Annotated in this window: 20 protein-coding genes; 13 read left to right on the top strand and 7 right to left on the bottom strand. The window is 72.7% G+C overall.

Features of this window, described 5'->3' with window-relative positions; all coding sequences use genetic code 11:
• Window positions 1–8: 8 nt before the first annotated feature.
• Both hrpA and ACTWPW_RS27105 read right to left on the bottom strand, forming a co-directional pair.
• A complete protein-coding gene (gene hrpA / locus ACTWPW_RS27110; RefSeq protein ID WP_443170275.1) occupies window positions 9–3,881 on the bottom strand; it encodes an ATP-dependent RNA helicase HrpA in 3,873 nt (1,290 codons plus the stop codon).
• A 93-nt stretch (window positions 3,882–3,974) separates the two neighbouring features.
• Window positions 3,975–4,334 carry a VOC family protein gene (locus tag ACTWPW_RS27105; protein ID WP_443170274.1) on the bottom strand — a complete coding sequence of 120 codons (360 nt, stop codon included), beginning with the start codon at window positions 4,332–4,334 and terminating at the stop codon, window positions 3,975–3,977.
• Window positions 4,335–4,393: 59 nt separating this feature from the next.
• On the opposite strand from ACTWPW_RS27105, the gene ACTWPW_RS27100 reads away from it, so the two are divergent.
• Window positions 4,394–4,837 (top strand): MarR family winged helix-turn-helix transcriptional regulator, encoded by a 444-nt coding sequence (locus ACTWPW_RS27100; protein WP_375115296.1) that lies wholly within the window; start codon window positions 4,394–4,396, stop codon window positions 4,835–4,837.
• 29 nt (window positions 4,838–4,866) lie between these two features.
• Here the strand turns inward: ACTWPW_RS27100 and ppgK are convergent, their stop codons facing one another.
• Complete coding sequence (ppgK, locus tag ACTWPW_RS27095) at window positions 4,867–5,592, bottom strand: polyphosphate--glucose phosphotransferase (protein ID WP_375115297.1); 726 nt, start codon at window positions 5,590–5,592, stop codon at window positions 4,867–4,869.
• Window positions 5,593–5,820: 228 nt separating this feature from the next.
• On the opposite strand from ppgK, the gene ACTWPW_RS27090 reads away from it, so the two are divergent.
• Window positions 5,821–6,861, top strand: coding sequence for a TIGR03118 family protein (locus ACTWPW_RS27090; protein WP_375115298.1), 1,041 nt, complete (start codon window positions 5,821–5,823; stop codon window positions 6,859–6,861).
• Window positions 6,862–7,002: 141 nt separating this feature from the next.
• Here the strand turns inward: ACTWPW_RS27090 and ACTWPW_RS27085 are convergent, their stop codons facing one another.
• Window positions 7,003–7,581, bottom strand: a complete 579-nt coding sequence (locus tag ACTWPW_RS27085; protein WP_375115299.1) for an HAD family hydrolase — start codon at window positions 7,579–7,581, stop codon at window positions 7,003–7,005.
• A gap of 109 nt (window positions 7,582–7,690) precedes the next feature.
• On the opposite strand from ACTWPW_RS27085, the gene ACTWPW_RS27080 reads away from it, so the two are divergent.
• Complete coding sequence (locus tag ACTWPW_RS27080) at window positions 7,691–8,509, top strand: DUF4253 domain-containing protein (protein ID WP_364125288.1); 819 nt, start codon at window positions 7,691–7,693, stop codon at window positions 8,507–8,509.
• Window positions 8,510–8,583: 74 nt separating this feature from the next.
• Here ACTWPW_RS27080 and ACTWPW_RS27075 read toward each other — a convergent pair whose 3' ends face one another.
• Together ACTWPW_RS27075 and ACTWPW_RS27070 are read right to left on the bottom strand one after the other, a co-directional pair.
• Window positions 8,584–9,378: an SAM-dependent methyltransferase gene (locus ACTWPW_RS27075; protein WP_364125290.1), complete on the bottom strand. Its 795-nt coding sequence runs from the start codon at window positions 9,376–9,378 to the stop codon at window positions 8,584–8,586.
• Between the two features lie 225 nt (window positions 9,379–9,603).
• Complete coding sequence (locus tag ACTWPW_RS27070) at window positions 9,604–10,860, bottom strand: Scr1 family TA system antitoxin-like transcriptional regulator (RefSeq protein ID WP_375115300.1); 1,257 nt, start codon at window positions 10,858–10,860, stop codon at window positions 9,604–9,606.
• Between the two features lie 223 nt (window positions 10,861–11,083).
• Between ACTWPW_RS27070 and ACTWPW_RS27065 the strand changes: the two genes are divergently transcribed.
• From ACTWPW_RS27065 to ACTWPW_RS27035, 7 genes are read left to right on the top strand one after another with little or no spacing between them, the layout of a single operon-like run.
• Window positions 11,084–11,806, top strand: a complete 723-nt coding sequence (locus ACTWPW_RS27065) for a hypothetical protein (RefSeq protein ID WP_375115301.1) — start codon at window positions 11,084–11,086, stop codon at window positions 11,804–11,806.
• A complete protein-coding gene (locus ACTWPW_RS27060; RefSeq protein WP_443170273.1) occupies window positions 11,803–12,447 on the top strand; it encodes an MFS transporter in 645 nt (214 codons plus the stop codon). Before ACTWPW_RS27065 ends, ACTWPW_RS27060 begins: the two co-directional genes overlap by 4 nt.
• Window positions 12,444–12,758 (top strand): hypothetical protein, encoded by a 315-nt coding sequence (locus tag ACTWPW_RS27055; protein WP_443170272.1) that lies wholly within the window; start codon window positions 12,444–12,446, stop codon window positions 12,756–12,758. The genes ACTWPW_RS27060 and ACTWPW_RS27055 overlap by 4 nt, the downstream gene beginning before the upstream one ends.
• A 12-nt stretch (window positions 12,759–12,770) precedes the next feature.
• Window positions 12,771–13,001 (top strand): hypothetical protein, encoded by a 231-nt coding sequence (locus ACTWPW_RS27050; RefSeq protein WP_375115304.1) that lies wholly within the window; start codon window positions 12,771–12,773, stop codon window positions 12,999–13,001.
• Between the two features lie 54 nt (window positions 13,002–13,055).
• A complete protein-coding gene (locus tag ACTWPW_RS27045; RefSeq protein WP_375115305.1) occupies window positions 13,056–13,793 on the top strand; it encodes a maleate cis-trans isomerase family protein in 738 nt (245 codons plus the stop codon).
• Complete coding sequence (locus ACTWPW_RS27040; protein WP_375115306.1) at window positions 13,790–14,980, top strand: FAD-dependent oxidoreductase; 1,191 nt, start codon at window positions 13,790–13,792, stop codon at window positions 14,978–14,980. Before ACTWPW_RS27045 ends, ACTWPW_RS27040 begins: the two co-directional genes overlap by 4 nt.
• A gap of 45 nt (window positions 14,981–15,025) precedes the next feature.
• The gene (locus ACTWPW_RS27035) at window positions 15,026–16,783 is read left to right on the top strand and encodes an RNA polymerase sigma factor (RefSeq protein WP_443170271.1); all 1,758 of its coding nucleotides are present in this window, start codon (window positions 15,026–15,028) and stop codon (window positions 16,781–16,783) included.
• Window positions 16,784–16,811: 28 nt separating this feature from the next.
• On the opposite strand, the gene ACTWPW_RS27030 is transcribed toward ACTWPW_RS27035, so the two are convergent.
• Window positions 16,812–18,734, bottom strand: a complete 1,923-nt coding sequence (locus ACTWPW_RS27030) for a Xaa-Pro dipeptidyl-peptidase (protein WP_443170270.1) — start codon at window positions 18,732–18,734, stop codon at window positions 16,812–16,814.
• A 74-nt stretch (window positions 18,735–18,808) separates the two neighbouring features.
• Here ACTWPW_RS27030 and ACTWPW_RS27025 point away from each other — a divergent pair, with 74 nt between their 5' ends.
• The 3 genes from ACTWPW_RS27025 to ACTWPW_RS27015 all read left to right on the top strand — a co-directional run bounded on the left by ACTWPW_RS27025 (window position 18,809) and on the right by ACTWPW_RS27015 (window position 25,615).
• Window positions 18,809–19,999 (top strand): ADP-ribosylglycohydrolase family protein, encoded by a 1,191-nt coding sequence (locus ACTWPW_RS27025; protein ID WP_375115309.1) that lies wholly within the window; start codon window positions 18,809–18,811, stop codon window positions 19,997–19,999.
• An 84-nt stretch (window positions 20,000–20,083) separates the two neighbouring features.
• Window positions 20,084–20,743, top strand: a complete 660-nt coding sequence (locus tag ACTWPW_RS27020; protein WP_375115310.1) for a FadR/GntR family transcriptional regulator — start codon at window positions 20,084–20,086, stop codon at window positions 20,741–20,743.
• 192 nt (window positions 20,744–20,935) lie between these two features.
• The gene (locus ACTWPW_RS27015) at window positions 20,936–25,615 is read left to right on the top strand and encodes an SCO7613 C-terminal domain-containing membrane protein (protein WP_443170269.1); all 4,680 of its coding nucleotides are present in this window, start codon (window positions 20,936–20,938) and stop codon (window positions 25,613–25,615) included.
• The last annotated feature ends 64 nt before the right edge of the window (window positions 25,616–25,679 follow it).

Below are 25,679 nucleotides of genomic sequence, written 5' to 3'. Positions count from 1 at the left end.
GATCAGCTTCACGGTGCGAGCTTCTCCATCGTCTTCCCGATCCGCTTCTCCGACACGGGGGTCGGGGTGCCGAGGGTCTGGGCGAAGAAGCTCACCCGCAGCTCCTCGATCATCCACCGGATCTCCACCACGTCCGCGTCCCCGCGCCGCGCCGGATGCAGCTTCTCCAGCAGGTCGTGATAGTCGTCCTCGACCTTGTGCACCCGGTCCATCCACTCCTGGTCCCGCCACGGCTCCTCAGGGAGCTTCGTCAGGCGGCGGTCGATGGCCCGGATGTAGCGCAGGATGTCCGGCAGCCGCCGGTGACCCGTGGCCGTCACGAAGCCCGCGTACACGAGTCTGGCCAGCTGCTCCCTGACGTCGTCGGTCGACGCGCTCGGCCGCAGGGCGTCGAGGCGGGCGCCGGCCTCGTGCCAGACGCTCAGGATCTGCTCCACCCGCGCCAGCACGTCCTTCGCCGTGCCGTACAGGTTCGCCCGCACGTGCTGGTAGAGGCGGTCGAAGCCGACCGGGTCCCAGGCCGGGCCGCCGACGTCGAGCATCAGCTTGTCCACGGCCGCGTTGACCACGTCGTCGAACAGCGCCACCGCCCCGCCGTGCGGGCTGCGTGACAGGGCCAGCTTGGCCTGGTTGGACAGGCCGCCGAGCAGGGACTTGGCCGGGTTGGTGACGTTGAGCAGGAGCAGGCGGCGCACGCCCGGCCAGTGGGAGCGGCGCTGCTCGGCCTGCGTCTCGAAGATCTTGATGGAGACCGAGTCGCCGGCGTCCACCAGGGCCGGATAGCCCTTCATCCGGCCCTGCTCGAACACCTTGGGCAGCGTGCCGAAGCTCCAGGTGTGCAGGCCCGTCTGCTCCAGGTCGTCGCCGGCCTGGGAGAGCGTCTGGCGCAGGCGCGGCGCGAGGCGGCGCTTGAGCGCGTCGAGGTCCTTGTCCTCGGCCACCGTGCGCCTGCGCTCGTCGATCACCCGGTAGGTGATGCGCAGGTGGTCGGGCACCTGGTCGAGCTGCCAGGCCTCGCGCGGCACGCGTACGCCGGTCAGCCGCAGCAGCTCGCGCTCCACGGCCGCCAGCAGCGGCTCCCCGCCCTGCTCGACCCCGGCCAGGACCTGCTTGGCGTAGTTGGGGGCGGGCACGAAGTTGCGGCGCAGGTTCTTCGGCAGCGACCGGATGAGCGCGGTGATCAGCTCTTCACGCAGCCCGGGGATCTGCCAGTCGAAGCCGTCGGAGCTGACCTGGTTGAGCACCTGGAGCGGCACGTGGACGGTGACGCCGTCGGCGTCGGCCCCGGGCTCGAACTGGTAGGTCAGCTTCATCCGCTGCCCGAGCTGCTTCCAGGTGTCGGGGTAGTCACGGGTGCTGACGTCGGCGCCCTCGTTGACCAGCATCTCCGGCGAGAACGTGAGCAGGTCGGGCTGCTCCTGCGCGGCCTTCTTCCACCACGAGTCGAAGTGGCGGGCCGAGACCACGTCGGCCGGTACGCGCTGGTCGTAGAAGTCGTAGAGCGCCTCGTCGTCCACCATGATGTCGCGGCGGCGGGCGCGGTTCTCCAGCTCCTCGACCTCTTCGAGCAGCCGGCGGTTGTCCTTGAGGAAGCGGTGGTGGGTGTCCCAGTCGCCCTCGACCAGCGCGTGCCTGATGAACAGCTCGCGCGACAGGTCGGGGTCGATGCGCCCGTAGTTGACCTTGCGGCCGACCACGAGCGGCACGCCGTAGAGGGTGACCTTCTCCAGGGCGATCACGGCGCCCTGGTTCTTCTCCCAGTGGGGCTCGGAGTAGGTGCGCTTGACCAGGTGTTGCGCGAGCGGCTCGACCCAGTCGGGCTCGATCTTGGCGTTGACCCGGGCCCACAGGCGCGAGGTCTCGACCAGCTCGGCCGACATGAGCCACTGCGGCTGCTTCCTGGCCAGCGCCGAGCCGGGGAAGACGGCGAAGCGGGCGTTGCGGGCCCCGAGGTATTCCTGGATCGGCCTGCGGCCGTCCTGGCCGCGCTGCTTGTCCATGACGTCCTTGACGCCGATGTGCGACAGCAGCCCGACCAGCAGGGAGATGTGCACGTGGTACGGCTGCGCGTCCTGGCTGTTGGGCTGGGCGCCGAGCGACTGGCGGACCTGGCTGTAGATGTCCTGCCACTCCCGCACGCGCAGGTAGTTGAGGAACTCCGCCTTGCACAACCGCCGGAACGCGCTGGACGACAGCTCCTTCTGCTTCTCGCGCAGGTAGCTCCACAGGTTGAGGTAGGCCATGAAGTCCGACTCGGGGTCGGCGAAGCGGCGGTGCTTCTCGTCGGCCTGCTGCTGCTTGTCGGAGGGGCGCTCGCGCGGGTCCTGGATGGACAGGGCGGCGGCGATGACCATGACCTCGCGCAGGCAGCCGTTCTTCTCGGCCTCGAGCACCATGCGGCCCAGGCGGGGGTCCACGGGCAGCTGCGCCAGCTTGCGGCCGACGCCGGTGAGCTTGCCCTGGGCGTCGAACGCGCCCAGCTCGTGCAGCAGGTTGACGCCGTCCTTGACCTGGCGGCGGTCCGGCGGCTCGACGAACGGGAAGGCCTCGATGTCGCCCAGCCCGATCGAGGTCATCTGGAGGATGACGGAGGCCAGGTTGGTGCGCAGGATCTCGGGGTCGGTGAACTCCGGCCGGCTGAGAAAGTCCTCTTCCTCGTAGAGCCGGATGCAGATGCCGTCGGACGTGCGCCCGGAGCGGCCCTTGCGCTGGTTGGCGCTGGCCTGCGAGATGGCCTCGATCGGCAGGCGCTGCACCTTGGTGCGGTGGCTGTAGCGGGAGATGCGGGCGAACCCGGGGTCGACCACGTATTTGATGCCGGGGACCGTGAGCGAGGTCTCCGCGACGTTGGTGGCCAGCACGATGCGGCGGCCGGTGTGGCGCTGGAAGACGCGGTGCTGCTCGGCGGCGCTCAGGCGGGCGTAGAGCGGGAGGATCTCGGTGTTGCGGAACTCGGCCTTGGCCAGGGCGTCGGCGGCGTCGCGGATCTCCCGCTCGCCCGACAGGAACACCAGGATGTCGCCGGGGCCCTCCCCCGTCAGCTCGCGGCAGGCGTCCACGATGCCCTGCGTCTGGTCGTCGTCCTCGTCCAGCGGCCGGTAGCGCACCTCGACCGGGTAGGTGCGCCCCGACACCTCGACGATCGGCGCGTCGTCGAAGTGGCGGGAGAACCGCTCGGGGTCGATCGTGGCGCTGGTGATGATCACCTTGAGGTCGGGGCGCTTGGGGAGGAGCTGTTTCAGGTAGCCGAGGATGAAGTCGATGTTGAGGCTGCGCTCGTGGGCCTCGTCGATGATCAGCGTGTCGTACTGGTCGAGCATGCGGTCGTTCTGCAGCTCGGCCAGCAGGATGCCGTCGGTCATCAGCTTGACCAGGGTGCGCTCGCTCGCCTGGTCGGTGAAGCGGACCTTGTAGCCGACCACCTCGCCGAGGCCGGTGCCGAGCTCCTCGGCGATGCGCTCGGCGACCGTGCGGGCGGCGATGCGGCGGGGCTGGGTGTGACCGATCAGCCCGCGTACGCCCCGGCCCAGCTCCAGGCAGATCTTGGGGATCTGGGTGGTCTTGCCGGAGCCCGTCTCGCCCGCGATGATCACGACCTGGTGGTCGCGGATGGCTTCGAGGATGTCGTCTTTACGCTGGGAGACAGGCAGGTTTTCCGGATATTTCACCACCGGCACGGCTTCGCGGCGCCGCGCCAGTCGTTGCTCGGCCCGCTCCAGGTCGGCGAGGATCTCAGCGACGATCTTGTCCCGCGCGTCGCGGGAGCGCACCCGGCGCATGCCGTCGAGCCTGCGCCGCAGCCGCCGCTGGTCGCGCGGCATGAGGTCGGGCAGGCGAGACTGGAGCTCGGCGAGTGGAGAGGACAACGAAGGCGTTCCCATACTGCTATCAGGATATTTGAGCCCCGCATCCCCGGAGCCAACCGCCCATGCTGCCCGACAACGCCCACTCCTCGCATCCCAATAACGCCGTGTCTAGCGATCGTGAATGGTGATCACGTAACCCTCGGGGTCGGCGAAGGAGAACGTACGCCCGAAGGGGCCGTCGACGGGCGGGGTCACGATCGGCACGCCCGCCTCCCGCAGCTCGTCGTGCAGCCGCTGCGCGTCGCCGGCCTTGAGCCAGAGCGCCACGCCCGTGCCGGGCCGCTGCGGCAGCTCCACGCCGGGGAGCGGCTCGCGGACGGCGAAGGGGATGGGCTCTGTGGCGAACACGACCGCGTGCGGCGGGGCGACAGGGGCGCGCTTGAGCCCGAGGCGCGTCTCGTAGAACTCGGCGGCCCCGGCGAGGTCGCGAACCTGCAGGGCGATGAAGTCGACTCCGGTGACGGTCATGGCTGCTCCTTGTCATATGTCAGGAATCTGACTTGAGGACCATATGTCAGAATACTGACATGAAGCAAGAAGACCTCGGCCGTACCGTCGGCTACCAGCTCAAGCGGGTGCAGGCCGCCCTGCGCGCGGCCATGGACGGCGCGTTGCGCGCGCACGGGATCACGACACCGCAGTTCGCGTGCCTGGACCTGCTCGGCCGGCGACCCGGGCTGTCGAACGCGGAGCTGGCGCGCGGGGCGTTCGTGACGCGGCAGTCGATGAACGTGCTGCTGCGGAACCTGGAGGACGCCGGGCTGGTGGAGCGGCCCGCGACGGCTCCGTCGGGGCGCGCGCTGCCGACCCGGCTGACGCCCGCCGGGGAACGGCTCCTGGAGGCGGCCACGGCCGACGTGCTGGCGATCGAGCGCCGCATGACGGCCGTGCTGGGCCCGGCCCAGGCCAGGGTGCTCCTGGACCAGCTGGAGAGCATGGCCGACGCGCTGTCGGCCGACGGCCGGGGCTGACCCGGCCGCACACCCATGGCCCAGGCCGGCTACGCGCGGGCGGCGGCGGCCGCGTGGGCGGCGCCGATGATGCCCGCCTCGTTCTGCAGGGCGGCGGGCTCCACGGGGGTGTCGAGATGGACGTACGGCAGGAACTTCTCGGCCTTCTTGCTCGCACCCCCGCCGATCAGGATCAGCGACGGCGAGAACAGCATCTCGACGTGCCGCAGGTACTCCTCGACCCGCTCGGCCCACTTCTCCCAGCTGAGCCCGTGCTCGTCCCTGACCCGCGCCGAGGCGCGATGCTCGGCGTCCTTGCCGTGCAGCTGCAGGTGCCCCAGCTCGGTGTTGGGCACCAGCACCCCGTCGGTGAACAGCGCGCTGCCGATGCCCGTACCGAACGTCAGCAGCAGCACGGACCCCTTGAGCCCGCGCCCCCGTCCGAACCGCACCTCGGCCAGGCCCGCCGCGTCGGCGTCGTTCAGCACCGTCGCACCGCCGAACAGCCGGGAGGCGTCCACGCCGACCCACGAGCGGTCCACGTTGGCGGCCGACCTGACCACGCCGTTCACCACGACACCGGGGAACGTGACCCCGACCGGACCGTTCCAGCTGAAATGCTCGACGATCGAGGCCACCACCCCGGCCACCTCGTCAGGCCCCGACGGGTGCGGCGTGGGGACGCGCAGCCGCTCTTCCAGCAGCTCACCGGCCTTCGTGTCGACCGGCGCACCCTTGATGCCGGAGCCGCCGATGTCGATGCCCAAGACGTTCATGGTTCTCCCTCTCCCCCGCCAGGCGCGGAAAACTCCCGACCCGATATTTGCGGGCCCGACTGAACCCGCCTCCCACCCTCCACGTATCTCGCGTCACAAGCGCTAACTAGGAGGCAACGGATGCGGCCACGCATCATCACACTCTGCGCTGTTGCGGTCGTTCTGGGAGCGACTCTCACCACTCCCGCACACGCCACCACCAGGACTCGATTCGACGTCATCAACCTTGTGTCGGATGTCAAGGGCAAAGCCCCGGTCACCGACCCCAAGGTCGTCAACCCGTGGGGCCTGGCCATGGGCAAGACTCTGTGGGTCTCGAACACCGGCACCGGCAGTGCCACCGTCTACTCCGGCACGGGCAAGAAGGAGCAGACCGAGGTGGCCATCCCGGGCGGAGCCCCGACGGGCCAGGTGTTCAACCCCGGCGACGGCTTCACCGTGAAGGGCAAGCCCGCCACGTTCATCTTCTCCAGCCCGAGCGGCGCCATCACCGGCTGGAACGCGGAGGTCGACCCGGCCAACGCGATCATCGCGGCCTTCACCCGCGGCGCCGACTACAAGGGGCTGGAGCTCGTTGAGACCGAGGACGGCGCCTTCCTGCTGGCCGCCGACTTCGCCGGCGGGCGCGTCCACGCCTTCGACGAGGACTTCCGGCGGATCCCCCTGCGCCGCTGGCAGTTCAGGGACCCGGCCGTCCCCTCGACCTACAAGGCCTACAACGTCGCGGTCGCCAACGGCAACATCTGGGTCGCCTACGCCCTGCGCGACCAGTCCACCGGCAAGCCCGTCTTCGGCGCCGGCAAGGGCTTCGTGAGCCGTTTCAGCGCCGACGGGCGGCTCACCGGCCGCATCTCCAGGGTCGGGCTCAACGCCCCCTGGGGCCTGACCGCCGCGCCCAAGGGCTGGGGCCAGTACGCCGGCGCGCTGCTGGTCGGCAACTTCGGCGACGGCACCGTACACGCCTACAAGCGCGGCCGTCACCTCGGTTCGCTGCGCAACTCCGACGGCAGGCCGATCGTGCTGCCCGGCCTCTGGGACCTCGAGCCCGGCACCGCGGCCACCGGCGGCGAGAGCTCCCTGTGGTTCTCCGCCGGCATCGACGGGACCAAGCACGGCCTCATCGGCGTCATCGCCCCGCAGGGCACGAAGGTGAGCTCGAACGGTGCCGCCGGCACGCCGTCCAGCAGCCCGTCGAACCATCCGTCGGGCCACCAGACGAGCGCCCCCAATACCCAGCCCCCCTCCCAGAATCCCTACGGCGGGTACTGACAGGCGCTCGGTCGCCGCCGCCCCCTGTCCTGGCGAGAAGCGCAGCTCGCCCACAACGGCGGGGGGCGGCGGTCACTCAGCGTTTCCGGCGCGGCCGGCGCGAGCCGCGCCGGAAACAACATCTTCGGGCGGGCCGGCCGGTCAGCCCAGGACGGCCGTCAGGTCGGCGAGCGTGCGGTAGTGCACGCCGGTCATGCCGAGCACCCTGGCGGCCTCCACGTTCGGCAGCCGGTCGTCGACGAACAGGCAGCGCTCGGGCGCGGCCCCGGCGCGCTCCGCGGCGATCCGGTAGATGCGCGGGTCGGGCTTGGCCACGCCGACCCTGGCGCTGCTGACCACGTCGTCGGCGAAGTACGTGAGCCCCAGCAGGTCGAGGTGCTCCTCCAGCGTGTCCATGGCGTTGGTCACGATGATCACCGGTACGTGCTCCTGCACCCGGGCCAGCAGCGCCCTGACCTCCTCGTCCACCCAGAAGCGGATCCGGATGAACTCGTCCACCGCCTGGCGGGCGCGCTCGTCCCCGCCGAGCGCCACGGCGATCGACTCGGCCCACTGCGCCTCGCTGACCTGGCCGAGCGTGGGAGGCGTGATCAGCTCGGGGTCGAAGGCCGTCTTCATCAGGGGCAGGCCGTACCGGGCCTCGATGTCGGCCTGCGCGGCGTGGTCGAAGTGGCGCAGCACGCCGTCGAGGTCCGTCAGAACAGCGTCAAAGGGGATCACAGCCCACCATTCTGCCTCGCGCGCGACAGCGGTCCATAGCCCACAGGTGCTGAGGGGACCGGCGGCACTACCATCTCCGAGACAGGATTCGGTATCGGAACGGTAGGGCATGAGCGATCTCCGTCTGCCACGCGAGCTGTGCCGGCTGTTCGCCGACGGCGGCAGGGGGCGCAGGCTGCCCGTGGAGCTCCCCCCTGGTGAGGTGGTCTGGCCGGATCCCGGCTACACCAGGCAGGGTGAGGCGTCGCGGCCGGCGTTCTGGATGAGTGACGAGCCGGTCTCCGGCGCGGACTGGAAACTGATGCGCGAGTGGCACCCGCACAGCGGCCTGTGGCCGCTCCTGCTGGACGAGTCGGCCCAGCCCTGGGGCATCGGGCAGATCGTGCCGGACGACCCCCGCCAGATCGACCACTTCACCGCCGAGGGGTTCATGACCGAGGTGTGGCAGGAGTGGGTGGCGCAGATGCCGCAGGACGCCCTGGACGAGCTCGAGCCGTACGGCGCGATCTGCCCCGGACTGGCCGCCCCGGGCGTGCCGCGGGCCGACGCGGGGGCGGTCGCCGACTGGCTGGCGGGCGAGCTGGCCGCCAGGGGCATGCCGCTCGCCCTGGTCGCCGCCGACCGGAGCGCGGACGCGCTGGCGGTCATGGGCTGGCAGGGGGCGCTGCACCACAACGAGTGGATGGTGCCGATGGCGGCGGTGGTGCGCAGCTGGGAGGACCGGTTCGGAGCGCGGGTGGTGAGCGTCGGGTTCAACACGCTGGAGCTGAGCGTGGCGGCGCCGCCGGCCGATCCCGAGCACGCGTTACACGTGGCGGCCGAACACTGGACGTTCTGCCCGGACAACGTCGTGCAGGGGCCGGGCGACCTCCAGGCGTACGCCGAGCAGCTCATCGGCGGCCACGCCTGGTCCTTCTGGTGGGACTGAGGTCCCAGCCGATCGCTGCTGCGATCCCTGCGGAGGGTCCCGATGGACCCCCCGCGGCAACCGTCGACGCGCCGTCAGGGAATCCGGGCCACTGCCCCGTAATTGCCCGACGCGCCGGGCTCTTCCGCACAGGCGATGTCGTGGCCGTCGGGCCGCCATTCCGGAACCCACACCAGCCCCGGCTCTACCAGCACCAGACCTTCGAGCAACGCCTTGACCTCCTCCCGGGTGCGAATCGCCTGACCGGGCAGCGTCATCGCCAAAAGGTCGTGAATGGCGGGCAGCAGCTCCGGCGGAATGGCGTCGAACGTGGTCTGCAGTAACGACAGGTAGCTCCTTTCCGGGACCACCTGCCGAATGCGCTTGATCACGTAATGGAAGTACTCGTCGTCGTTCAGGCTGTGGGCCGACAGCAGCAACACGGCCATGGGCCGGTCCCAGTCGAGGAACGTCTGCAGGACCCGGTCGTCGAGGAGGTCGTCGATCTCGCGCACGTCGCCCTCCACAACGCGTACGAGGTCGGTGACGGGCTCGATGGTCGCCCTCGCGCCGGCCAGCACCATAGGGTCGTTCTCCACGTAGACCACCCGCGGCACCGAGGCGCCCAGGGCGTCACGGGCCACGTCGTGCAACTGCCTGCCCGGTGGCAGGCCGCTCGGGACGCCACTCCCGACGATCACGAACTGGTCCACGCCCTCGGTCGCCAGGTGACGGACCACACGGCACAAATATCGGAGCACGGCCCGTGCGGCGGTCGTCGTGATGGGGGCGGCCTGGTCGTAGCGGCGCATGACGTCTCGGTCCGCCACGAAGTTGTTCTTCCCACCCGCGGCGGCGTCGAGAATCCGGGTGACTCTTGCTTGGGTCATCTCCAGCTTCGCCAGGTTTCGGATGGCACGCTGACGCATTGAGTGTTGCCCCTTTCCCCTCGCCCACTATCTCGGGAAAAGCTGATCCTTTCGGACCCCACACTCGATGACCCAGAACATATGATCCTCGCCCCACGGCGAAAGACAACCGGAAAAGCTATTGGATTTGGGTATATGTGCGTAACCATTCGCCCGCATAAATGATCTCTCAGGCGGGAACGCCGATCATTTACCCAGCGAGCGCGAAAGCCTTTCGCGATGGAGATTCAACATCTCGAAGGTCTCCTCGCGCGTCGTCGTCGTCACCGACAACTTGGTGAAGGCCTGGTGGTACGCCTCCACCGCGGCCGTCTCGGTGATCAGCGCGTCGGACTCGATGCCGTGGGCGCACGCGATGTCGGGCTCGAACGCCTCGGCGAAGCGCCACAGCGTGAACGGGCCGGTGCGCGGCACGTACGCCGGGTCCTCCATCGGCACCACGTGCAGCGAGACGTTGGGCCGCTTGGCGTGCTCGATGAGCACGTCGAGCTGGCGGAGCTGGACGTGCAGGCCGACGATCGAGCGCGTCAGGACGCTCTCGTCGATCACGGCCCACAGCACGACGCCGCTGTCGCGGGCCACGGCCTCCTGGCGGGCCAGCACGAGGGCGAGCGCCTCCTCCACCGTCTGCTGCCCGAGCGTCGCGGGGCCGGCCACGGTGATGGCGGCCCTGGCGTATTCCTCGGTCTGCAGCAGCGGCGGGACGAACTGGGTGTGGAAGGTGCGGATCACCGTGGCCCGCTGCTCCAGGGCGTAGGCGGTGGCCAGCCAGACGGGCACCGACTGCGCGTCGTACCAGGCGGCCTCGCGCTCTCCCCGCGCCAGCGCCAGCACGTATTCGCGGATGGGCGGGGCCGAGACGCCGTAGACGGTCAGCAGGCGCTCGACGGTGATGGGCGCGGGGGCGATGCGGCCCTCCTCGATGGCGGGGATCGCGGCGGCTCCCTTGCCGATCGCGGTCTCCACCTGCTCGACGGAGAGCTGGGCGGACAGGCGCAGGCCGTGCAGCCGCTTGCCGAGCGCCCGGCGCTGCGGCCCGCTCAGCGGCGCGACCGCCTCCGGGATGTCGGAGGTGGGCTCCGGCTCCTCGGGCAGCCCCTCGGCCCTGCGGGCCAGCTCCATCACGCCGCGCAGCACGGCCAGCGAGCCCTCCGACAGGCCGGAGGCGGACAGGCCGATCGTGGCCGCCCGTAGCTGCAGGTCCTCGACGGAGCCGGACTCGAGGTAGTCGTCACCGACCAGCCAGCCGACGCTCACCTGGAGGCAGGACGCCAGCGCCCTGAGCACCTGGAGGGTCGGGTTGGTCTGCTTGCCGGTGCGCAACTGGCTGACGTAGGCGCGGGTGATGGGGATGCCCGCCTCCGTCAGGGCGGAGGCGACCTGCGCGCCGGTGAAGCCGCGCTTGGTCAGCGCGAGATCGAGCCGCTCGGCGAAGTTCGCCACGGCACACCTCCTACCGCCCGTGAACTTTTCCAGCGTAAGGGACGCGGGCTCCAGTGTCCCCTGCCATGCGGGCAAGCTCTGCCACGCGGTCAGGTATCAACTTATGCGCAAACTGTCAGTTGACATAGCCCCGCTCGTAAGCGGACTATCGGAGCGCGTGGTAACTGAGGCTTAACAGCCTAAGGATTCTGAAGAGATTCCCCGGACAAGGAGGTGGCCGGACATGACCATGGATCCCGGAAATGGTTCCTGGTTCGCGGAAGATCCGGCCCCCATGGGGCAGGAGCGGGTGGTACAACGCATCTGCGCCCGCGTGGCCGGGCCGGTGGCGGGCGCGGGTGTGCACGTCGCCGGGCTGCCGCTGGGCGGACTCCAGGTCTGGCTGGACAGCCCCCGTCACCGTTGGCGCTTCTATCACCGGATGGCCCGCGAGTTGCGGCTGGCCGGTTGGCACACGGAGACGGGCCCTGATCGGCTGCTGTTGCTCGGGTGGAGTGCGGTCTGCCTGAGCCACCGCGCCAGGATGCTGGCCGCCGCCCTGACGGGTCGGCTGGCCGACTTCGACAAGACGGCGTTCATGGCCGTCATGGTCGCCACCCGGCTGCGTCATGAGGCGTTCCCGGCCGAGGACCTGCCCGACGAGGTGGAGGCTCGCTGCGCCGACGCGCTGCGCTGGCCCGCCCGGCTGGCCGATCTCGACGGCCTCGAACGCTGGTCGTCGCTGGAGCCGATGCGGCTCAGGCTGGCGCAGGTGGCCGGGCTGGAGGCCAAGGTGAGCCGTCGCTGCGGCGAGCATCTCGCCCTCGCCTCGAAAGTCGCGCGTACGGTGGCCGGTGGTGCGGGACCGGCCCGGCCGCGCGCGGCGGGCCCCCGAGCGGGGCTGACGGAGCGAATGGTCTGCGTCAGCGTGCCCAACGAGGTCGAGAGCGCGGTGACGGCGCGATGACGCTGACACCCCTACGCGAGCACCGGGCCGTACCGGTCCCGGCGACCGCGATCTCGGGGCGGCCGACCGACCTCCTCGGCCGGCGGAGCGTGCTCTCGCTCGGCCTGGCCCTGCTCTGCCTGGGCGCGACGGCGGTCATCACGGCCGCGCCCTGGCAGGTGCTGCCGGGAGGGCGGCCGGCTCAGGGCATCGGTACCGCGATGATGTGCCCCGTCGCGCTCGCGCTGCTCCTCGGCGCGCTGCCGGCAGGCCGAAGGGCCCGGGGCATCGCGCCGGCGTACGTGTGCGCCGGCGCAGGAATGCTGGCGCTGCCATCCGGCGGAGGGTGGTTGCCGGCCGAGTACGGCCGGCCCGGCCCGTTCGCCGTCTGTGCGGGACTGATGGCAGCGCTCTTGGCGCCGGCCCCGGCGCTTCCCCACCCCCCCGGCACCGAGCGGCACGTGCCCGACTTAGTCGGTTCGGTGCTGTTGGCCAGCGCGGTAGCGGCTGGCGTGCTGGCCAACTCAAGGGGTAGCGCCTGGGGTCGGCTTTCTTCCCGCCTGCGGGTATGCGCGGCCTCGTTCGCCGTGCGCGGCCCCGGCGGGGGTTCGGCTCTGAGCACCATCGGCACGGGAGCGGTGCTCGGGGGGCGATCGGCGTGACGGGCGCCACGGTGCTGATCGGCCGGCCCTTCCTTGACGGGCCGGTGCCCGGGCACGCCTCCGTGCTGGTGGCCGTTCCGCCGGCCGCCGTTCTGCTCGCCGCCACGGCGCTGGTGCGGGTCGCCGGGGCGTCGGGACGTGAGACCGGACCTCGATCTCAACGCGCGGCGGAAGAGGGGCCGGCAATACCACGCCGGCTCCTCGCCGGGCCGCGCATCGGCTTCGACCAGGTACGGAGCGAGGCCGCGAAGGAGCCGGCCCGCTTCGACGTTCGTGATCCATCCCCCATCCGATCCGGCAACCCGCGATAAACAGGAGCGATCATGCTCACCGACGAGCTGCGCAGGTCCCAACCACACGAAGTCCACGCGCGGGGCGTACGGCCCGGCGCGCCGCAGCCGCCCCAGGACGAGGATCCGGGCGGCACCCCGCCGGCGGCAGGATCGGCGCGCACGGTGCACCGGCTGCGCCGCATCCGCCAGGTGTCCGTCGAGGCCATCACCGAGATCGACCAGGCCCTGACCCATCGGACACCGCGGCACCGCGCCATCTGACCTCTTCGCCTTCCCGCACAGGAGGAAACCCATGCGCACCGTTTGGGGCACCCAGTGAGCCGCGGCAGGGTCGGCGTGATCGTGGCACCCGCGAACCCGTCGGCGGAACCCGAGCTGACCCGCCTGCTCGGCTCGCGGGCCGACATGCACGTCGCCCGCCTCCCCGTGATGCCGGGGGCGTCCCTGGCCGACCGGCTGGAAAGTTACAACGAGGCCCTGCCCGCCATGGCGGGCGCGTTCGACGGCCTGCGGCTGGACGCGATGGTCCTGGCCTGCAGCGAGCCCCGCTACCTGCTCGGCCCCGACGAGGACCGCGAGCAGTGCGCCGAGCTCACGGCGGTGACCGGGGTGCCGTTCGCCACGGCGACGCTGGCCACGCGCGAGGCGATGGAGCACGTCAGGGTGAGCGACATCGTGCTGGTGTCCCCGTACCAGCCCTGGGTCACGGAGCTGGCCGAGCGGTTCTGGAAGACGGCCGGGCTGAACGTCACCCAGGTGGTCCAGGTACGCGCCCAGGACGGCTACTCCTCCTACGCGGTCACCCCGCCCGAGCTGATCAGCCAGGTCGAGCTGGCGGAGCTGCCCGGGGACGCCGTGCTGCTGTTCACCGGCACCGGGCTGCCGACCCTGCCCGTGCTCGGGCCGCTGGCCAGCGGCAACGACCGGATGTTGCTCACCTCGAACCTCTGCACGGCCTGGTGGGCCCTGTCCAGAGCCGTCGGCCGGCACGTGACGCTCAGCCGCGTGCCCTACCGCCGTCACATGGCGGCTCACGGGAGGCGCACGGCATGAACGGCGTCATCGTGGTGGGAGCCGGGCCGGCCGGCCTGACCGCCGCGCTCTCGCTGGCCCGGGCCGGGATCCCGGTCACCGTGCTGGAGCGGGAGAGCGAGCTGCCCCGGCAACCGCGGGCGTGCACGTTCCACCCGGCCACGCTGGACCTGCTGGACGACCTCGGCGTGGCCTCCCGGCTGGTGGCCGGGGGCCGCGTGGTGGACCGGGTGCAGTGGCGCGACCGGTCGGGGATCGTGCTGGCCGAGATGGGCATGAACCGGCTGGACGGCCTGACCAAGCACCCGTTCCGGATCCACGCCGACCAGGCTTCGCTGACCCGGCTGCTGCTCGCCGCCCTCGACGTCTACCCGGACGTGGACGTGCGGTTCGGCACCCACGTGGACGGCGTGGCGGAGGGTGGCACGGGAATCCGGGTCCGCGTCGGCCACACCTGGACGCGGGCCCGGTACATGATCGCCGCCGACGGCGCGCACAGCACCGTACGCGGCTCGCTGGGGCTGCCGTTCCCCAGGTCCGGCTATCCGACCCAGGCGCTGCGGGTGTTCACCGACTCGCCGCTCGACCGGCTGCTGCCGAGCCTGGCGCCGCTGACGTACGTACGGGACGTGCAGCAGTCGTGCACCCTGCTCGGCCTGCCCGACCACTGGCGGATCATCTTCAAGATCCCCTGCGACGCGCACGAGCCGCTGTCCCCGTCGAACCTGTCTCTGCTGGTCCGCCGGGCCCTGCCGGGCGCGGGCGGGCCGATCCACGTGACGGGCGCCGACCGGTTCGGGCTGTCGCGGGGGGTGCTGACCTCGTACCGGTGCGGGCGGGTGCTGTTCGTGGGCGACGCGGCGCACCTGACGTCCACGGTCGGCGGGCTCAACATGAACGCCGGCATCCACGACGCGGCCGAGGCCGGCCAGGTGATCGCGGCCGTGATCGGCGGCTTCGCCCCGCCAACCGCGCTGGAGGCGTGGGCCTGGCGGCGGCGCTCGGTGGTGCTGCAGCGGGTCATCCCGCGCCGCGAGACGCGGCTGGCCGGCGTGCGCGAGCGCGACAGCGCCCGGCTCGCGGCGGCCATGGCGGGCCTGCGGGCCATCGCCGGCGACCCCGACGCCACCCGTGCCTACCTCGCGCAGGCGTCCCTGCTCGACACCCTGCCCAAGTCCGCCGTGTCCGACTCCGCGGGGAGGGCCTGACCGACATAGACGCGTCCGCGTACCGAATGGAGGAGGTGACACCGGATGTGGCGAACCCTGTCCGACGACGCGCGCCAGGCCATTCGTGACCTGTGCGACAAGCACGGAGCCCGCCTCTACGACTACTGCCGCACCGAGCTCGCCGCCGGCGACGCCGAGCAGGCGGTGGCCGGCGCCGCGATGACGGCGCACCTGTACGCGGACCGCGTGGTGGATCCCGCCCTGCGGCGGCCCTGGTTGTACGCGGTGGCCCGGGCCCACCGGGCGGTCGTGGCCAAGCCCGCCAGCATCGGCTCGTGGTCGCGCCCCGGCCGCATGTCGGAGCTGCTGCCCGAGGCGCTGCTGTCCCTGGAGCGCCCGCAGCGGGAGCTGCTCGACCTGTCCGTCCGGCACGGCCTGGCGGACCCCGAGCTCAGCGTGCTCTTCGAGCTGCCCGAGGACGAGGTCCGGGCCATCGTCTCCCGGGCCGCCGCCGGCCTGGAGGAGTGGTTCGCCGCGATCATCGCCGCCCGCTCCCCCGACGGCTGCACAGACCTGACCGCGCGGATGGCGGAGTGGGTCGCGGCCCCCGGCCGGCGGGCCAGGGCCCGGATCGGCCGCCACATCCAGACCTGCGCGACCTGCCGGGCCGCGCCCAGGACCATGACGGCGGGGGCGCTGCTGCGCCGCCTGCCGATCGCGGCACTGCCCGGCACACTGCCCAACCGGCTGGCATCAGCGCAGCCGTTGCCCGGCGAGGGGCCACTCTGGCGGGCTGACGGCTTTCCTGTGCAGGCACGCACACTGGTGGAGAGCGGCTCCTCGTCGCCGCCTCCGCCGGTCGCTGACGCCACGCCGCCCGCCCCGGTCGCCGGCCCCACGACGGCGACCTCGGGAAAGCCCTGGTCGGCGGCGGGCGCGGCTGCCGCCGACCAGGAGCACCCGCCCGCGCCCGCCGTGCGCGGGCGGCACCCGTTCACGCCGCCGAGCCAGACGCGGCCCTTCCGCGGCGGCGCGTACGGCGACAAGCTGGTCTTCACCGCCGCCACCAAGGGCGAGAGCAACGGCGTGCACAGCAACGGCGCCGTCATCCGCTACGGCGGCATCACGCTGTCGAACCTGCAGCAGCCGGCCGGCGGGGACGGCGCTCAGTGGCAGGAGTACTGGCGGAACCAGCCCGACGACGACGATCCCGAGCCGGGCACGCCGATCAGGGCCGTGGCCAGGCTCGGGCTGATCGTCGGCGTGGGCCTGCTGGCGGCCGGCCTGATCTGGGCCGTCATGAACGCCCGCGAGCACCCGGTCACGCTCACCAAGGCCGCCGCGCAGACGAGCGCGCTGCTGGAGGAGCCGTCGCGCTGGGTGGCCGAGGTCACCACCGAGAGCCCCACCGGTGGCACCACCGGTGGCACCACCGGTGACACCGCCGGGTCCGCGCTCAAGGCCATGCCCAGGAAGACCGCGCTGCCCAGGCCCGCGCCGCCGGTGGCCCGGCTGTCGCCGTCGTCGATGTGGCTGGGCGCGGAGCGCACGGGGTCGTTCGCGCTGTCGTGCACCGGCCGGTGCGAGATCACCTCGGCCACCGGCACCGAGGGCGTCGCCGTGTCCGGGACCCGCTTCCGGATCAGGGAGCGCGACGCCTGCGATCCCCGGCCGGGCGTGGAGCGGGGGAAGATCACCGTCCGGTGGACCGGCCGGACCACCGGCGACGGGCGGCGCACCGGTGGCACCACCGCCGCCGGCGGCACCCTGACGCTGAACGTGGCCTGGACCACGCTCCCGCGGGACGACGGCGACGGCGGCCACTGGAGCGGGTGCCGGTAGGGGCCCGGGGCCCCTACCGGCCGGGGGATCAGAAGAACTGGAACTCGGGCTCGGGCGCCGGCAGCTCGATCCGGTCGGGACCGCGGAACTTGGCCTTGTCCTGCGGCACGTCGGCCAGCGGCGTGCCCAGCACGAACGGCACGGTCACGCTGCTCTTGGCCAGGTCGATGGTGACGTTCGCGCCGGTACCGGCCTCGTCCGTGTAGGTCGAGTCGGTGCCGGCGACGACGAGACCGATCCGGTGGCCCTTCTTGAACGTGTAGTCCTGCGGCAGCGTCAGCCACTTGACCTTGCCATACGTGCCCACGGGCAGCGGCGCGGACTGGCTGAGCGAGTCGCGGTTCTGCACGTCGATCCAGCCGCGGGCGACGATCTCCAGCGGGCGGGTGGCCACGTTCGTGACGACCTTGCGGTAGCAGGCGTCGTCGTCCGCCGTGCTCTCGCCGTGGCAGTCCTCCTCGGTGAGCGTGGTGATGCCCTGGTTGCGGCGCCAGTCGACGCGGGTGTCCTCGCCGAAGTCCACCAGGAGCGCGGTGAGGTTGGAGGTGGGCTTGTCCAGCTTGACCCGCAGGTCGGCGGTGGGCGTGCCGGACAGGCGCAGGTTGAGCGGGAGGGCGCCGGTGGTGAACGCCACCCGGCCCGGGTTCGCCGTGCCCACGTCGGCCACCATGTCGTTCTCGCTCATGGCGACGTCGGTGAAGGAGGCGGTGCTGTTCCTGGCGGCGGGCCGCAGGCCGAGCGAGCCGTCGGCCGACGGGCGCAGCGACGCCTTGAGCGCGAACGGGGCCGGCCAGTCGCGCTGGGTGATCCACTGCGCCGGGGCGATCTCGACGTCGGCGCGGGGCTCGTTCACGATCCCGTTGCGCACGCCGTGCAGCCAGTAGTCGAACCAGCGGTGCAGCGTGTCCACCCACAGGCCCCTGCGACCCTCGAAGTCGAACGGGTCCACGTGCTGGGTCTGGCCGACCCAGATCTTGCGCGGCACGTCCCGGTCGGCCAGGGCCTTCCACCAGGCGGAGAAGTTGTCGGGCTTGACGTTGAGGTCGTTGACCGTGTGGATGACGAAGACGCTGGCCTTGACCTTGGAGGCGTCGCCGAGCAGACCGTTGATGTAGTCACGCTCGGCCCAGAACGGGTTGTAGTTGCCCGTGTCGTCGCCGTCCTGGGCGTCCATCTGGTCGCGTACCTGCTGGCACTTGGCCTCGGGGTCGGTGTCGACGTAGTTGGCCAGCCAGGAGGCGTAGTCGTAGTTGTAGACGACGCCGTTCGAGCGCTGGTACTTGTACCAGGAGCTGATCGCCGAGATGGGGACGATGGTCTTGAGGCCCTCGACCCCGGTGGCGGCCACGGCGTTGGCCAGGGTGCCGTCGTACGACTTGCCGATCATGGCGGCCTTGCCGGTCGTCCAGTCGGCCACGGCCGGGGTGCCGTCCGCGCGTACCGCCTTGGCGCGGCCGTTCAGCCAGTCGATGACGGCCTTGCCGCCCAGCACGTCGGCCTTGCCGCCGATGTCCGGGCAGCCGTCCGACCTGGTGGTGCCGAGCATGTCGACGTTGAGGACGGCGTAGCCGCGGGGGACGAAGTAGTTGTCGTAGAAGAGCGGAAATTTCGTGACATTTCCGGCGGCGTCGTAGACCTTGCGCTCGGCCTCGTTGCCGCGGCCCGAGTTGTCGTAGTACGGGCTCTCGTCGATGACCACCGGGACCTTGAGCCCCGGTCCGGACTCCTTGGGCCGGATGATGTCCACCCTGACCTTGTCGAGGTTGCCGTCGAGGTCGCTGTCGACGGTCGACTCGACGTACACGTGCTCACGGACGGCGTCCGCGTAGGAGAAGACCGGCTGTGTGCGGCCGTTCTCGACGGTGATGACAGGACCGGCAGCGGCCTGGGCCGGGGTCGCGATCGCGAGGGTGAGGGCGACTGCGAAGAGGGCTGGGCGTAATTGTGACACGCATGTCCTCCGGGACAATTGACCAAATAAAGCGCAATCTCTCAGACAGCCCGGGAGGTGGCAAGATCCCAGGTATGGATGTTCGGGATCGGGTCCGGGGCTGCCTCCTGGGCGGAGCGATCGGTGACGCGCTCGGGGCGCCGATCGAGTTCCAGTCGTTGCGTGAGATCCGCAGGGATCATGGTGCCGACGGCATCTCGGGATATGTCACGACCTGGCGCGGTAAGACCGGCCTGATCACGGACGACACCCAGATGACGCTCTTCACGGTCGAGGGCCTCCTGGCCGCCCGCGCCGCCACCGCCCAAGCTAGCGGAGCGGGTGGCGAAGGTCTCGGCGCCGCGCGGGAACCGGCGGAGGTGGTCGGGGAGGTGGTCGGTGCGGTGCGGCAGGCGTACCTGCGCTGGCTCGACACCCAGCGGAACCCCGATCCCCCGCCGGCGGCCCTCCCCCACCAGACGGGCCGGCTGCGGGAGGAGACCTGGCTCTACTCCCGGCGCGCACCGGGCAGCGCCTGCCTGTCGGGCCTGCACCGGCCGTTCCCTGGCCCGGCGGCGTGGGGCGAGCCGGGGCCGGTGAACCCCGACTCGAAAGGCTGCGGCACGGTGATGCGCTCGGCCCCGTTCGGCCTGGCCCGGGCCGCAGGGCCGTCCGACCCAGGCCGGACCACCGCCGGCGAGCCCTCCGATCCAGGCCGGACCACCACCGGGGAACCGTCCGGTCCGGGGCGGGGCACCGCCGGGGAGCCGTCCGATCCAGGCCGGATCGGCGCCCGAGAGGCGTTCGAGCTGGCCGCGGCCTGCGCCCAGATCACCCACGGCCACCCGACCGGCTACCTGGCCGCCGGCGCCTTCGCCGCGATCATCGCGCGCCTGATGGCGGGAGCGGCCCTGGAGCCCGCCGTCCGCCAGGCCATGGACCTCCTGTCCACCTATCCGGGCCACGAGGAGACCACCACCGCGCTCCGTGCCGCCCTGCTGCTGGCGGCGACCGGGGAGCACTCGCCCGAGGCGGTCGAATCGCTCGGCGGCGCCTGGGTGGCCGAGGAGGCCCTGGCCATCGGCGTCTACTGCGCCCTCGTCGAGCCCGCCGTGGACAGGGCGCTGCTGCTGTCGGTCAACCACTCGGGCGACAGCGACTCGACCGGCTCGGTGTGCGGCAACCTCCTGGGCGCCCTCCACGGCACCGCCGCCCTGCCCGCCGCGTGGCTGGCGCCGCTGGAGGGCCGCGACACGATCGAACGCCTCGCCGCGGAGCTCGCCTGACCGTGCCGTGGCCGTCCCACCATCCGGACCCATCCCCCGGCAGGATCTAGGGTGGAGATTCTTCAGCCGATGAGGAGAGAGTTCATGCGTAACGTCGCCCGGACCTCGCTCGTGGACGCCGCCATCGCCGAGCTCCGCCGGGAGATCTCCGAAGGGGTGTGGCCGGTCGGCACCAAGATCCCGTCCGAGAGCCGGCTGGCGGAGAGCCTGGGCATGAGCAGGCTGTCCGTACGGGAGGCGGTGCGGGTCCTGGCCCACGCGGGCCTGCTGCACACCCGGCAGGGTGACGGCACGTACGTGACCGCGACCGACGAGTCCAAGGTCGCCCTGCGCCGGCGGCTCGACACGGCCGCCGCCATGGACATCATCGACGTACGCCGCGGCCTCGACCTCGTCGCCGCCCGGCTGGCGGCGGGCCGGCGCACGGAGGAGGACGTGGCCGCGATGCGCGAGACCCTGGCCCGCCGCAACGCGGCCGGCCGGGCCGGCGACCTCGACGGCTTCGCGGACGCGGACGTGGACTTCCACCTCCAGGTGGCCGACGCGGCGCACAACCCGCTGCTCGCGGACCTCTACCGCAGCATGAGCGACGCCCTGCGCGACAGCGTCCGGGACCAGGAGCAGGCGGCGCTGGATCCGGACACGTCGCACGAGGAGCTGCTGGGGGCGATCGAGGAGAGGGACGCGGCGAAGGCGATCGCGGTCTGCGTCGCCATCCTCGACCAGCAGGAACGCGACCTCTGACCCCACCCCGCCGCGTCGACCCACCCGCCTCTCCGCCCGGCCCGCACACCGCCCACCCGCCTCTGCACCCGGCCCGCGCTCTCGGCGTCCGGAGGCTGGGTCACGACGTGGCTGCGGCTGTTCCGATTTCCAGACAAAGTGTGATTCGTACGGCAAGGTCTTGGGCAACGCCGATCTTCGCGAGGTGCCCGCATGGACTGGCCGACCTGTCCCTCCTGTCGCACCGCCCTGTCCGGCCCGGTGGACACCTGCCCCGACTGCCGGCTGCACCTCCGAGGCCGCGCCGCCTCCGACTACCTGGCCGCCGCGGCCGCGCTCACCAAGCTCGAGCAGCGCCGTACCGAGTTGCTGAAGCGCCGCGACCAGGCGCTCGCGGGCATGCGCGCGAGCACCCCCACCGCCGTTTCCACCGCCGGGGCGGCACCCGCCGAGCCGGTCCGGGCGCCCGCGCACGCCGCCGAAGCCGGACCGGCGGCCGAGGCCGCGACGACCCGCGACCCCGCCCCGGCGGCCGAGGGGGTGCGGGGGCCGCGGCGGGATCTGTCGCATCGGGCGGTGCAGAACCTGCTGCTCCTGCTCGGCGGGGTGCTGCTGTCGATCGCGGCGGTGGTGTTCACGCTGGTGAGCTGGCAGGTGCCCGCGTTGCGGGCGCTCATCCTGAGCCTGTTCACGCTGGCGGTGCTGGCCGCCCCCTGGCTGCTGGTACGCCGCCGCCTGGTCGCGACCGCCGAGACGGTGGCGCTCATCGGGCTGGTGCTGATCCCGCTGGACGGCGTCGCCATCACGCAGATCTTCGACGACGACCGTCCCTCCGGGGGACCGGGGCTGGACCCCTCGTGGGGCTACTCGCTGGGCACCGCCGCGCTGAGCGTGGTGTGGGCCCTGTACGCGTGGCGGGCTCCCCTGCGCCTGCCCACGCCGGTCGCGATCGCCCTGGCCCAGGCACCGCTGCCGCTGGCCGCACTGGCCGTCCAGCAGGGCCCGGCGCCCGCTCTGGCCTGGGTCGCCGGGGCCCTGGTGGCCACGGCCGCCTTCGACCTGGCCCTGTGGCGGGCGGCCCGGCGGGCACGGGCCTCCGCGGAGTACGTGACCACCGCCGTGGCGGGCTCGCTCACTTGGGTCGCCGGCACGGGGCTGGCCGCGTACGTGACGGTGGCGAACGTCGACCTTCCCCGGCCCGGGATGGCGCTCGTGCTGGGGGTCGCCGCGGCGGTGGCCCTCCTGTGGGCGTCCGCGACGCGGGCCCGGGGGGCGCGCGCGCTGATCGCCGCCTGCGCCGCCCTCGCCGCGGCGGGCGCCTGCTGCGCCGTGCCCGCCTCCATGGTGCCGCCTTCGTGGCGGCCCGCCGTCGTAGCGGGCGCCGGCCTGCTGGTCCTGGTCGCCGCCCTCAGGCTTCCGGTACGCCTGCGGGACGGCGTCCGTACGGGCGGCGCGCTCGTGCTGGCGGTGACCGCCGCGTGGAAGGCGTACGCGGTGGGCGCGGTCGCGATCGGCCCGCTGGGCTGGCTCACGTCCATCTGGCGGGACGTCACCGGCCGCGCGTCCGACCTGCTGGGGCCGGGGCTCGTCTGGCACGATGCCGAGGCCACGCCCGTCGTGATGGCGGCCGTGGTGGCGGGGCTGGCGCTCGTGCCGTCTCGGGGCGGCGAGCTGTGGACGGCCGGGCTCCGGCGTACCCTCTTGCTGGTCTCGGCCTCGCTGGCCGTGCTCACGGCGCCGGTGGCGGCGGGGATGCCGTACGAGGCGGCGCTGGCCGTGGCCGTGGCGCTGGCGGGCGCGCTGCTCTGGACGGCCGCCCGCAGCACGCCGCCGAAAGAGCCGGGCCCGGACGCGGCCTCCGGGGACAAGCGCCTGGGCGGCGGGTATGTGGCGCCGCTGTGGCTGGGCGGGTACCTGGCCGTGCTGGTGGCGTGCTGGGCGCTGGCTGATCGGCAGGGTTCGGCCGCGGTGGCGGGCGGGCTGCTGGTCGTGCTCCTGGCCTGCGCCGTCACCGGCCGGCCGCGTGCCGTGCAGGCCGTGGGCGGGGCTGGAGCGACGCTCGCCGCCGCGATGTTCGTCTGGGCGCTGTTCGGGAACGGGCCGGCCGCGGCGCTGGCACTGCTCGGCGTCCGGGCCGCCACGCTCGTCGTGACCAGGCCGTCGCGCAGGCTGGCCGCAGCCGTCGTACGGGCTCGGCGGACGAGCCGCACCCTCGCCCTCGGCTCCCTGGACCGGCTGACCAGGCTGGTGCGCCCGGGCGGGCGGACGGCGGCGGAGGCGGCGGCCGTGGCGGTCGGGGTGTTCGCGCTGGCCGGGCACTCGCTCCCGGTGGAGTGGCTGGCGCTCCTGACGGCGATCGCGGCGGTGCTGGCGGCGGCCTCGGCGTGGCGGCGGCCCAGAGGCCCCTGGCGTACGGCGGCGGCGGTCGAGGCGTGCGTGCTGGCCGCGCTCGCGCCGCTGCCGCTGAGCAGTGCCGTCGTGCCCGCGCTCGTCGGCCCGTACGGCTGGCTGACCCACGCCTGGGCGGGTGCGGCGGAAGGCGCGCGGGAGGCGCTCAGCCCCTCGGGTCCGTGGCACGAGCAGCCGATGTTGCTGCCCGTCCTGGTGCTGGCCGGTGCCGCCGGTACGTTCGCCGCCTGGGCCCGCTGGGGCAGGCCGGCCGCGATGGGGGTGGCGAGGGTCGCGTTCCCGCTGGCGGCCACGACGTTGCCGGTGGTCGCCGACCTGCCGTACTGGGCGGCGCTGGCCTTCCTCGTCGCCCTCACGGCGGGGCTGGCGCTCTGGTCGGCGATGAGCCGGTCGGCCGTGGGCAGCGCGAGCCTGTGGACGGCGACGCTGGCGGTGTCCTGGTCGCTGGCCGACCGTACGGCGACGCTCGCGGTGCTGGCGGCGATCGTGGTGACAGGGCTGGTGTGCGCGTTCCGGGGCAGGGGCTCGCCGGTGACGAGCGTGGCCTCGACGGTGGCCGGGCTGGCGGTGGGGGCGGAGAGCGTGGCGGCGGCGCTGGGCGGCGGGCTCGGCGAGTCGAACGCGGCACTGGTCCTGCTGCTGGTGACGGTGCTGCTGTCGCTCGCCGCCGCGCTGCCGAACCTGCCGGGGGCGGTCGCGGGGCCGATGGGCGGGGCCGCGCTGTCGTTGTGGCCGGTGGCCATGGTCCTGTCGCAGGACGTGGCACGGCTGACGCTGGTGCTGGCCGTGGGCACGCTCGCGCTGGCCGGGGCGGCGGGGCGGTTGCGGGCGGGGACCCGGGTGAGCGCGTACGTGCTGGCGGGCCTGGTGGCGGGGGTGGCTCTGCTGCCGCATCTGGCTGTGTGGGGGATGGCGCTGGGGCTGCCGTATGCGGGGATCGGCCGGCCCTGGAGCGAACGCTTCGGGGGGTGGCCGATCCTTGCCCGGTCGTTCGAGGCCCGGGGGGAGGCGTTCGTGGTGGATCCCGGGTTCGAGCTGTCGGCGGTGGTGACCGCGCTGGGGGTGGGCGCCTTCGTGGCGGTGACCGGCGTGCTCGTGGCGCGCGGGCTGCGTGGCGCGCTCGCCGGGCGGGCCGTGGCCACCGTGGTCGTACCGGGGTGCCTGGTGCTGGTGCCGGTCGCGGGGGATCTGGCGTACCCGTGGGTGCTGGCCTTCTACGGGGCGGTGCTGGTGGCGCTGACCGCGCAGGCGGTCTCGGGGGTCCGGCCGGGGGTGGCGGGGGTGCTGGCGCCGGTGTTCGGCGGACATCTGGTGGTGTGGTCGCTGGACGTGGAGGCGTACACGCTGGCGGTGCTGGGCGGGGTGGCGGTGCTGGGGGCGGTGGCCGGGGTGGCGGCACGCAGCGAGACCGCGCGTACGGGTGCGGCTGCGACGTCCGCGATCGCGGCGGGCGGGCTGGCGGCGGCCGCGGCGCTGTCGGCGGGGCTGCGGGTGGAGCAGGCGGCCTTCGCCGTACTCGCCACCGCCGCCCTGACCGCCCTCGCCGCCACCCGCCTGTCCACCCTCCCAGCCATCGCCCTCCCCGCCACCGCCCTCGCCGCCACCGCCCTCACCGCCACCGCCCTCACCCTCGGCCCCGCCGCCGGACGCCGGGTAATCCGGATGGCACCGAAAACCGAAACGCCGGTCCGGCACCCCACCCCTGCGGCGGCGCAAACCGAAGCGGACAAGCGGCGGCCGGTTCGAGCGGCGACGGGAGCCGAGGCCGACGAACGGCAGACGCTGCGGGTGGCGATGGAGGCCGGGGCGGACGAGCGGCGGCCGGTTCGGGTGGCGGTGGGGGTTGAGGTGGCCGGGTGGGGGCTGGCCGCGGCCGCGCTCGCCATGGCGGTGCGGGACCCGAGCCTGCTGAGCCTGGCGCTCGCCTGCACCGGCGGGCTCGCCCTGGCCGTCGCCGCCCTGCGCCGGGACCGGCGGCGCGCCGCCTGGTTCGGGCTGGGGCTGCTGCAGCTCGCCCTCTGGCTGCGGCTGGCCGACGTCGGCGTCACCGCCCCCGAGGCGTACACCCTGCCCCTCTCGGTGGCTGGGCTGGTCGCGGCGTGGACGGCCAGGCGCCGCGACCCGGGGATCTCCTCCTGGAGCGGGTACGGCCCGGCGCTGGCGCTGACGTTCCTGCCCAGCGCCTACGCCGCCTGGAACGACCCGGCCCTGGCCAGACCGCTGCTGCTGGGCGTGGCCGCGTTCGCCGCGACCCTGGCCGGCGCGTGGACCCGACTGCAGGCACCGCTGATCCTCGGTGGAGGGGTGCTGGTGGTGACGGCGGCGCACGAGTTCGCGCCGACCCTCGCCGAGCTGATGGGCGAGGGCCCGCGCTGGCTGCCGATCGCGCTGGCGGGCGCGTTCCTGCTGTTCACCGGCGCCACGTACGAGCACAGGCTGCGCGACCTGCGCAAGATCCGCCGGTTGATCGTCAGGATGCGCTGAGCGGCTGCCCTCACCGGTCGTGGACGTGCCGCAGTTGCATGACCGAACCGGGACAATGGGCACA

The sequence above is a fragment of the Nonomuraea sp. KM90 genome (assembly GCF_052246675.1).
GTDB lineage: Bacteria > Actinomycetota > Actinomycetes > Streptosporangiales > Streptosporangiaceae > Nonomuraea.
Note: the sequence above shows the minus strand (reverse complement) of the source record. Positions and strands in the feature narration are given on the sequence as shown.